Raw genomic sequence first — 1,263 nt, forward strand, 5'->3', positions numbered from 1 at the left:
ATCGTACAGCTTCTGCTCAACAGCGGGCAGAATGTCGTGTTGACTGCTTCTCCCGACACTGTCGAACAATACATGCTTCAGGAAATTATAGGCCGTCTGAATATTCCGGAAGGCAGAAAAGTATATGTGTTGTCCGGATGCTTGAGCCTGCGTGAATTGGCGGCGGCCATTGAGGGAGCCAAACTGTTTGTCGGTGTCGATTCTGCACCGATGCACATCGCTGCTGCTTTGGATAAACCGCAAATTGCTTTGTTTGGCGCGTCATGGGTGGATAAATGGCGTCCGTATTCCGAGCAGGCCGAAGTCATTTATGCCGGCGATTATGCCGAATTACCGCATCCTGACAGTATCGACACTAACGATCCGACACGTCTGTTGAGAGCGATTCCGTTGCAGGATGTGTGGGATAAAATTTCTGCCAAATTGGAGGCGTTGGAGGCTTAAAACCGCTTACCACGATCCGTTAAACGGTTTAGCTTTGCGCCAAAATGCCCATTTGGAACGGCGGCCGATTTCCAGCGTGCCGCCGTTTTCGCCGTCTGTGGCAATGCACACGGTTTTCAGACGGCCTGAAGCGAGTGCGTCCCATAAAGGCGCAAACCAACGGGTTTCCCAGCTTTCCAAAATATCTTTGTATGCCCAAACATCGCCTGTCTGCAAGGTGGAAACCAAGTCGTCCAAAAAGATAAGGCCGTCTGAAACTGTGCTGCCTGTTTCTTGAACCATCTCAAACCAAGCCTTCAAATCGTATGGTGCATTGATTTTGGGCGTATCTGAAAAACGCGCCCATGCGCTGTCTGAAGCGACAATATCCGCAGACTGTGTACCGTCCGCGTCATTCCACAGCCATAAACCGTTGATTTCCGGAAAGCCTTGTTGTTCACGCGCTTGGTTAATCGGATGCGTGTGGAGAAACATTTGGATTTCCGTCTGCATGGCCAACCAAGACACCGCATCTTCGCCATGTGCCTGACCGTCCATTTCCGGCTGCCCGCACACATCCAAAACACATTCCGCGCCCCAATCTTCAATCTTCGACATACTGAGCAGCCACATACTTTCGCAAAGCGGCTCGAATTGCCAATCTTTATCTTGATAAAACGCCGACAAATCCGCACATAACCGCTGAGCCTCCTCTTTTGGGATGCCGATAAACTCGCCGCTGATAATGTTGACATGGTGCATGCCCATTTGTTGCCAAACCGGAGAGGCAAAAGCGGCCGCGCGTTTTTGGTTTGTGTGGCGTAAACGTTGCACTTGGGC

General features: G+C 51.0%; 2 protein-coding genes. One reads left to right on the top strand and one right to left on the bottom strand.

All coding sequences use genetic code 11. The features are described from left to right. Window positions 1-444 (top strand): glycosyltransferase family 9 protein (locus tag ACTHUM_RS14460; RefSeq protein ID WP_440403218.1); only part of this gene is annotated, 444 nt, incomplete at its 5' end. A 6-nt stretch (window positions 445-450) separates the two neighbouring features. Here ACTHUM_RS14460 and ACTHUM_RS14465 read toward each other — a convergent pair. Further along, window positions 451-1,263, bottom strand: an 813-nt coding sequence (locus ACTHUM_RS14465) for a hypothetical protein (RefSeq protein ID WP_440403219.1), incomplete at its 5' end; no start/stop codon positions are given.

The sequence above is a fragment of the Neisseria sp. P0021.S006 genome, from assembly GCF_051956895.1.